Here is an 8,200-nt window from a genome sequence, read left to right as displayed (position 1 = left end):
CTGGTGCTTGCTCGACTTAGGCACATTCTCTTTGTGGTAGCGGTTAGCTGACATATCGTGCAGCAGGGCTGACAGCGCACCGTCACCGGCACCATTGGTATTTTTGATACGCTCTGGACCGCCCATATACGGCGCAATGTGCGAGAACACCTTCAATGGCGTTGTACATTGCTCCTTCAACATCGGACGGCTGAACTCATAACGGTTAAACTCTGGAATTTCACCCGGTAGCAACGGCAGGCTGGTCTCACGCTTCGCTTCGTCTTCGGTATAACCGGCAGTATAAAGACCGACAGGGCCTGCGGTGCAAAGTACCAGATCCACCCACTCCAACGTTTTCTCAGAAGCAATCAGTGGATCCGCTTCACCGGTCAGCGCTTCGGCTTCATCTTCATTCATCGCCACAACCGTTACATGGTCGCGGAGGAAATCACGCCACCACTGAGGATCGTCTTCGATCACAAACTTGGTACCCAACGTCAGTACTACAGGTACGTCATTCTTTTTCGCATACTCAATCGCGCGCATTGTCGCTTCAGGCATCGGATCGCCTTCTTTACAACGTACCAGGTAAGCGGTCAGTACCAGCGCAGAAGCATTCTCGAATACCGACTCTGGAATACTGTTTGGATCCAGCTGGTTCATTCGACCTTCATTGATCGCAAACGTACGCTCACCTTCTTTCGAGATCAGTGCAAAACAGCGACCGATTGGACCATGTACAGGCTGAAGGTGGTTCATATCCATACGGCTCGAGGTATTGCAAAGATAACGGTACGCATAGCTGCCGATTTCGATATCTTTGCTCATTACACCGAGCAATACGGATTTATCATCCGCCAGTACAGAGTAGTTGTGCAGGGTATTACCGATCGTACCACCAGCAAACTCATGGCTGATCAGATCATTTTCTTTCAGCTCTTGGTACAGTGCTTCGGCCTTTTCATCGGTAATTACCAAAGAGTGGCCTTTGCTTAGCTCATAACGTTCCAGGAATTCATCGTCAACACACGCTTCGATATCTACCAGAGTCTGGTCGATACCCACTACGTGAGTGCGTGTTAGGCGCTTTTCTTGTTTGGCTTGACTCAGAAGAGGATCACGGGCATGTACGGGAAAGTAATGCTTTGATTTTCGTTGGCCTGGAAATTTCATGTCAATGAGCTGTCTGTTGGGAAAATTTTGCGAATTCTATCACAGAATATAGAACAGAAAAGAAAAAGCTCTCACAGTTTTTGAGAGCTTCAACTTTTTATTAGGAAAGTATTTGGTACAGCCTGTACATACCTTACCAGCCTTGGGTATTTTGCCTGACAAGCTGCGCCATCATTGCAATATGCGCAGGGTTATCATTCAGGCACGGGATCAGGTTAAACTCCTTGCCACCTGCCTCGATGAAGGTTTCCTTGCACTGCTCGGCGATCTCCTCCAGCGTTTCCAGGCAATCAACAGAGAAAGCCGGGCACATCACATCCAGTCGCTTTATCCCTTTTGTTGCCAGCTCCGAGATAGTTTGTTCGGTATAGGGCTTTAACCACTCTTCCCGACCGAAGATGGATTGATAACTCATACTCATCTGCTCGCGAGGCAGACCAAGCTTCTCAGCTAACAATGCCGTCGTGCCGTTACAATGCTGCGGGTACGGATCACCGTTATCGGCATAGCGCTTGGGAATACCATGATAGGAACATAACAGGTAATCCGGCTTGCCGTGATTATCCCAAAACTCCGTCACGGATTCGGCCAGCGCACCAATGTACTCGGGATGATCGAAATAGTTGTGCACAAGACGTAGTTCAGGAATTTCCGGGTGAGACTTGAGCACCTTAGCCACTTTATCGAATACAGCGGCTGTTGTGGTTTGTGAATACTGCGGATATAGCGGCAAAACCAGCACCTTGTTACAGCCCTGCTGCTTCAGGCTCTCCAGAGCGACAGCAATAGAAGGATTACCGTAAGTCATTCCCAGCTCGACGGGCACTTGAAGGGCTTCTGCCAATTGCTGCTGCTGGCGACGGGAGTACACCATTAATGGAGAGCCATCGTCCATCCAGACCGACTGGTATAGCTTGGCGACTTTCGGAGAGCGTATCGGCAGGATAACGCCATGAAGGATTGGGCACCACAACCAGCGAGACATATCGACAACTCGCTGATCATGCAAAAATTCAGATAAGAAGCGTTTAACGGCGGCAGGCGAAGCTTCGTCCGGCGTCCCCAGGTTAACCAGCAATACACCATAATTATTATTTTTTTCGCTCATACTTTCCTTCGCGTTTGAGTAATGCGCTGACGGGTTAACTTTATCAGCTTTAATAAAATCATGCATATAAAAAACGGGTTAGCCCGAAAGCTAACCCGTTTTTTATATTCGATGCGAAGCGTCAATTAAGCCAGAGCTTTTTCCAGCTCAGCGCTTACTGCTGCAACTGGCTGAGTACCGTCGAATTTAAGGTACTTAGTGTTACCAGCTTCAGCTTCTTTGCCGTAGTAAGCAATAAGAGGTGCAGTCTGGTCATGGTAAACGCCCAGGCGAGCACGTACTGTCTCTTCTTTGTCATCTTCACGGATAACAAGATCTTCACCCGTTACATCATCTTTGCCTTCAACCTTCGGCGGGTTGTAAACCGTGTGGTAAGTACGACCTGAAGCCAGGTGAGCACGACGGCCAGCCATACGCTCTACGATAACATCGTCAGAAACGTCAAACTCGATAACGTAATCAACAGCTACACCAATTTCTTTCAGACCGTCAGCCTGAGGAATTGTGCGTGGGAAGCCGTCTAGCAGGAAGCCTTTTGCACAATCGTCTTCAGCAATGCGCTCTTTTACCAGACCAAGGATGATATCGTCAGACACCAACTGTCCAGCGTCAATTACTGATTTCGCTTGCTTACCTAGCTCAGTACCAGCTTTGATCGCCGCACGTAGCATGTCACCAGTAGAAATTTGAGGAATACCAAATTTCTCCATGATGAATTGTGCCTGAGTACCTTTACCTGCACCTGGAGCGCCCAGAAGAATGATGCGCATCTTGATCCCCTTTAAATAAGATGGAGTTTTTCAAAAAAAAGAAAAATACACTGATTAGCCCGCAGTCGCAAGCCCGGTGCCTTCACCGGGCCTGGATTACATGCTTTATCAGAATACTATTTGAAGCTGATAATAGAATCGATAAGACCTTAGTCAAATCGATACCTGTTAGCAAATTTATGCCAGCAACTTATTAACAGCGGCCAGGAACTGAGACGGATCGTCCATAGAGCCTCGTTCTGCAAGCATTGCCTGACCTAGCAGCATTTCAACCCAACGGCCAAATGCTTCTTCATCAGGTTCATCGGCCATCTTGTTGACCAAGGCGTGCTCAGGGTTCAGCTCAAGGATATATTTCACCTCAGGCGCATCGTGCCCCGCCGCTGCCAGCAGCTTAGCCATTTGCGTACCCATTTCGTTTTCATCGGTCACCACAACAGCCGGTGTATCCTGCAGCTTGAACGTGGTACGAACATCCTTCACACGATCACCAAGGTAGCTCTTCGTCCGTTCAACCACAGACTTAAACTCTTCTTCAGTTTGCTTGTGCTTCTCTTTCTCTTCCTCGTCTTCGAACTTGGACAGATCCAGATCGGCTTTGGTGATTGCCTGGAACTGCTTACCGTCAAACTCAGGCAGGTGACCCATCAACCACTCATCGATACGATCGTGCATCAGAACAACTTCAATGCCCTTGGCTCGGAACTGCTCCAGGTGCGGACTGTTCTTAGCAGCGCTGAAACTGTCTGCCGTCAGGAAGTAAATCTTATCCTGACCATCTTTCATCCGTTCAACATAATCGGCCAGTGAGACAGTCTGCTCGGCGACTTCGTTGTGCGTTGAGCTAAAGCGCAGCAGGTTAGCTACTTTCTCACGGTTGGCAAAATCTTCGGCAGGACCTTCTTTTAGCACCTGGCCAAACTCGTTCCACAATGTCTGGTACTTCTCGGCATCATTTTTCGCCATCCGCTCCATCATTGTCAGCGCACGCTTGGTACATGCCTTGCGAAGCGCCTGAGTGACCTTGTTGTCCTGCAGAATTTCTCGCGATACGTTCAGTGGCAGATCATTCGAATCAATCAGGCCACGCATGAAACGCAGGTAAGAAGGCATGAACTGCTGGGCATCGTCCATGATGAAGACACGCTGAACATACAGTTTCAGGCCGTGCTTGCTGTCACGGTTATTCATATCCCACGGTGCTTTCGATGGAATATACAGCAGGCTGGTGTAATCCTGGTTACCCTCTACGCGGTTATGGCTCCACGCCAGCGGTTCAGCGAAATCATGTGAGACATGATTGTAGAATTCTTTATATTCTTCCTCGCTGATCTCAGATTTGTTGCGGGTCCAAAGCGCCTGAGCCTTGTTGACCTGCTCCCATTTGTTGGTTCCCGTTTCCTTGCCTTCCTCGTCACGTTCAGCGGTCTGGATAAAGACTGGAATGCCAATATGGTCAGAGTATTTACCAATAATGTCACGCAGACGATACTCGCTCAGGAACTCTTTCTCATCCTCGCGAAGATGAAGAATGATCTCGGTACCACGGCTCGCTTTTTCGATGTCTTCAACCGAATAATCGCCTTCACCGCTAGAGTGCCAGCATACAGCTTGATCAGCAGGGACACCTGCCGCACGGGTATTCACTGTCACCGAGTCAGCCACAATGAAAGATGAATAGAAACCGACACCGAACTGGCCGATCAGCTGGGAATCTTTTGACTGGTCTTCGCTCAGCTTGGCAAAGAAATCCTTGGTGCCTGACTTGGCAATGGTACCCAGATGCTCAATCACATCATCACGGGTCATACCGATACCGTTATCATGGATCGTCAAGGTGCCGGCATCGGCGTTGAACGACAGTTTTACGCCTAGTTCAGCATCATTCTCATATAAATCAGGCTGCGACAGGGCGCGAAAACGTAGCTTGTCAGCCGCATCAGAGGCATTAGAAATCAACTCACGTAAAAAGATCTCTTTGTTCGAATACAATGAGTGGATCATCAGATGTAGCAGCTGCTTTACTTCCGATTGAAAGCCACGTGTTTCCTTATTTTTATGGATATTTTGCTCGCTCATTTCAACTCCGTAACTAGTCGTATTACGTAATCTATAACAATTCATTTCATAGATATGGCCTAAGTTCAGTTTTTCAACCTAAAATGCGCTTTTTATATTATTTATATTTTTTCAGTCGCCCTTTTAAAAATTTACATTCAGAAATGATTCAGGGAATTCATGCTATATAATCAGCTCAACTGTGCCATTGGTGCTAAAAATGAATAAAATATCAAATAAATATTTGATTGGTCAGAGGTTCCTCTTCGACCCTTATGACAATAGCTTAATCGACCAATCTGAAAACGATGAGCTTACCCGACTCGGCAGCAATGAAAGCCGAGCATTAAGCCTGCTTATTGAAGAGCCAGGTGCCATCATTACCCGTACCCGCCTGCACGACTATGTATGGCGTGAGCAAGGTTTTGAAGTTGATGATTCCAGCCTGACCCAGGCTATCTCCACACTTCGCAAGGCGCTTAAAGACTCGACGAAATCGCCGGAGTTTATCAAAACCGTGCCTAAACGCGGCTATCAGATGATCGCCAATGTTAACGAGCAGACAGACAACCCAGCTGTTACCGAGCTGCCAATCGCCGAAACCGATATCGAGGCCGTCACCACAGAACCAAGTGTTGATACACCATTGCAGAAAAGCACGACTGTGCAGCCTGAAGGCATGTCGTCAAATAAAACCAGTAGAGCAGCAACTAACAAGCCATCAAGAATCGCTGTGTTGAAACTGCTGGCTATTATGATTTCCTGCTTATTGCCTTTGCTGGTGACGCTAAGCTTCCCGCCAAAGTCCGAAGCCTTCAAGCCCTTGCTGACAGTGAATGGCGTTCAAGTACTGACGCCTAAAAACCACCCTGATTTGGTGCAATGGAGAACACTGATTTCGCGCTGTGTGGAAACTTACCTCGAGCACCACCAGGGTGATAAGCGTCCGTTAGAGATCATTGCCACAGGCGGACAAAGCAACCAGCTATGGCTGAACTATATTCACGGCACCTCGACACCGGGTGAAAACGTCACCCTGCGATTACTTACTAGCCATGAGGATAATACCAAGCTATGTCAGTAATAAATAAACACAGCAACTTTTCGGTTTTCTGCAAGCAGTACTGGGCTTTCATCGTTTTGGCATTATCGACCTCTTTCAGCGCCTGGCTCTATTTCTCCAGTGACTACAAGCAGGAACAACTGCTCATGTCCAGGGAATGGCAATCAACGTCTGTTAGCCGTATTGAACCCATGCAGCTGGAACAGCTGGGGATGCTCCGGAGTCTTGAGCAAAGCAGCCATGTCGTCTACCTGCCGAATAAAACCTATTCGCGTATTACCTTGCTGAAGCTATTTAGCGAAAGCGAGCAACCACTTACATTGCACATTTCCGAATCGGGGAGATGGGACATCAGCGGGAGCTATCTGCTTACCGAGCCTCTTGAATTTAAGGACATTACCTCTGGCCAGAACAAAGATTTTCAGAGCCACCACCTAACGATTGTCAAACAGGTATTCCGTATGGACGCCCAGCAAAGTCGCCGTATTGACGTTATCAATAAAAAGTCGCTATTGCTGACCAGCCTAACTTACGGCTCGAGTATTCTTTACTCGCTCTAATTGAAGCAATAAAAAAGGGGGGAGGCTCTCGCTTCCCCCAACAACAATGAACATTCCTATTCGTAATGCACGTTAGAAATACACTCTCATGCCAATAGTAAATGCACTATCATCACTTCCGGCAATCTCGTCATCAAAGCTCTGATCAGCATATTCTGCATATGAAACAACGCTGTCATTTAACCAGTAGTCAGCACCAATAGTAAACTGGTTCAGCTTGTCGTCCTGGGTATCGTAGTCGACATAATCGTAGACACCATATAGGCCGACACCCACTGGCAGGTCGTAGCGAGCCATTGCACCGATGCCGGTTCTCTCCTCGCCAGCGAAGTCATAGTCAGAATACATGGCTGCCACTGACAACGCCTGGTAGGCATACGTGGCGTTTAAGGTCCATGATGTATCATCATCACCACCATAGGTCATATCTTTCTCTGTACGCTCAGAGTACGTGTAAGTGGCCGATAAACCGAGACCAAAGTCAGATGCCCAGGCAACACCCATCGCATATGCCTGATCGATACCAAGCTGGCCCAGTTTCGGATCGGCAACACCGTTTGCATCGACTCCTTCATCACCAGTGTGGTACTGTGCCATGACAGTCAGGTTATTAACATCTATCTTGTACTGGATACCGTTCGTCAGTCGATCTGTAGCAAACGCATCTTCCTTAATATTTGCGGTACCGCCATACTCCCAAGTGATATCATACTGACCGGCCAAAGTATCCTGAACTGCCGACATACGACCGATACGGAACTCGCCGAAATCACCGCCAAACGCGACCGAGCCGAACTTCAGGAAATTATCATCATCATTGCCGTCGCCATCTTCAGGGATAATATTCATTTCATACATGACATCGCCGTTGACATACATGTTATTGTCCAGGAAGTAAGTGACCCCTAACCCTAGCTCCGTCCCCTCACCGGTGAAGGTACTGTCCGCCCCCATATGACCGTTATCGGTTGTTTCATAACGTGCACGCAAGTTACCGTAGGCATTAACTGAAAGCTCATCTGTTTTATAGACTTCTGCTGCCATTGCTGATGCGCTAGCAACAACAGAACCAATGACTGTTGCTACAACTGTCTTTTTCATGTCCAACTCCTAATAACCTGCATACGCTCGTTTGCTATATGTCAGGTGATGGTATTTATATTTTGATCCCTTGCCTTCGCTCCCCGAGAGCACTCTCATTACGCTTAACCGTAATAACCTGGTGCATTCAGGTAACTTCCTTGGCATTTCTGTTCTGTCCGAGATGACAATATTAAATACCGATAATCAGAGTGTTATGAAGAAAAACAGCCTTAAAAATTATTTATCTAGATGTAGTTAGAAAATAAGTTTAGGTAAAAACTAAAAGCGACTATAAATTACTGAACCAGCTAAAAATGAAACATTTAGACGATAATTCGCCCAGCTTTATATCAAATACGCAAATAAGCGCCTAAATAATAACGCGATAGAAATTCATTGGATG

General features: G+C 47.4%; 7 protein-coding genes. 2 read left to right on the top strand and 5 right to left on the bottom strand.

The window, feature by feature from the left end:
- The 4 genes from MHN01_RS09455 to htpG form a co-directional block, all read right to left on the bottom strand.
- Positions 1 to 1,155, bottom strand: a 1,155-nt coding sequence (locus tag MHN01_RS09455) for an inosine/guanosine kinase (RefSeq protein ID WP_239411124.1), incomplete at its 3' end; no start/stop codon positions are given.
- Between the two features lie 133 nt (positions 1,156 to 1,288).
- A complete protein-coding gene (hemH, locus tag MHN01_RS09450) occupies positions 1,289 to 2,263 on the bottom strand; it encodes a ferrochelatase (RefSeq protein ID WP_239411123.1) in 975 nt (324 codons plus the stop codon).
- Positions 2,264 to 2,388: 125 nt separating this feature from the next.
- Positions 2,389 to 3,033 carry an adenylate kinase gene (adk, locus tag MHN01_RS09445; protein WP_239411122.1) on the bottom strand — a complete coding sequence of 215 codons (645 nt, stop codon included), beginning with the start codon at positions 3,031 to 3,033 and terminating at the stop codon, positions 2,389 to 2,391.
- A 177-nt stretch (positions 3,034 to 3,210) separates the two neighbouring features.
- The gene (gene htpG, locus MHN01_RS09440) at positions 3,211 to 5,112 is read right to left on the bottom strand and encodes a molecular chaperone HtpG (RefSeq protein ID WP_239411121.1); all 1,902 of its coding nucleotides are present in this window, start codon (positions 5,110 to 5,112) and stop codon (positions 3,211 to 3,213) included.
- A 199-nt stretch (positions 5,113 to 5,311) separates the two neighbouring features.
- Between htpG and MHN01_RS09435 the strand changes: the two genes are divergently transcribed.
- Positions 5,312 to 6,175 carry a transcriptional regulator gene (locus MHN01_RS09435; RefSeq protein ID WP_239411120.1) on the top strand — a complete coding sequence of 288 codons (864 nt, stop codon included), beginning with the start codon at positions 5,312 to 5,314 and terminating at the stop codon, positions 6,173 to 6,175.
- Positions 6,166 to 6,714 (top strand): regulatory protein ToxS, encoded by a 549-nt coding sequence (locus MHN01_RS09430; RefSeq protein WP_239411119.1) that lies wholly within the window; start codon positions 6,166 to 6,168, stop codon positions 6,712 to 6,714. Before MHN01_RS09435 ends, MHN01_RS09430 begins: the two co-directional genes overlap by 10 nt.
- A 72-nt stretch (positions 6,715 to 6,786) precedes the next feature.
- Here MHN01_RS09430 and MHN01_RS09425 read toward each other — a convergent pair whose 3' ends face one another.
- The gene (locus MHN01_RS09425) at positions 6,787 to 7,815 is read right to left on the bottom strand and encodes a porin (protein WP_239411118.1); all 1,029 of its coding nucleotides are present in this window, start codon (positions 7,813 to 7,815) and stop codon (positions 6,787 to 6,789) included.
- Positions 7,816 to 8,200: the final 385 nt, after the last annotated feature.

Source organism: Photobacterium sp. OFAV2-7 (assembly GCF_022347985.1).
GTDB lineage: Bacteria > Pseudomonadota > Gammaproteobacteria > Enterobacterales > Vibrionaceae > Photobacterium.
This window is presented reverse-complemented; position numbering and strand designations above follow the sequence as displayed.

Bases quoted from the DNA above. Each gene is read 5' to 3' on its own strand.
- hemH (WP_239411123.1), bottom strand. From the start codon at position 2,263: ATGAGCGAAAAAAATAATAATTATGGTGTATTGCTGGTTAACCTGGGG.
- htpG (WP_239411121.1), bottom strand. From the start codon at position 5,112: ATGAGCGAGCAAAATATCCATAAAAATAAGGAAACACGTGGCTTTCAA.
- adk (WP_239411122.1), bottom strand. From the start codon at position 3,033: ATGCGCATCATTCTTCTGGGCGCTCCAGGTGCAGGTAAAGGTACTCAG.
- MHN01_RS09435 (WP_239411120.1), top strand. From the start codon at position 5,312: ATGAATAAAATATCAAATAAATATTTGATTGGTCAGAGGTTCCTCTTC.
- MHN01_RS09430 (WP_239411119.1), top strand. From the start codon at position 6,166: ATGTCAGTAATAAATAAACACAGCAACTTTTCGGTTTTCTGCAAGCAG.
- MHN01_RS09425 (WP_239411118.1), bottom strand. From the start codon at position 7,815: ATGAAAAAGACAGTTGTAGCAACAGTCATTGGTTCTGTTGTTGCTAGC.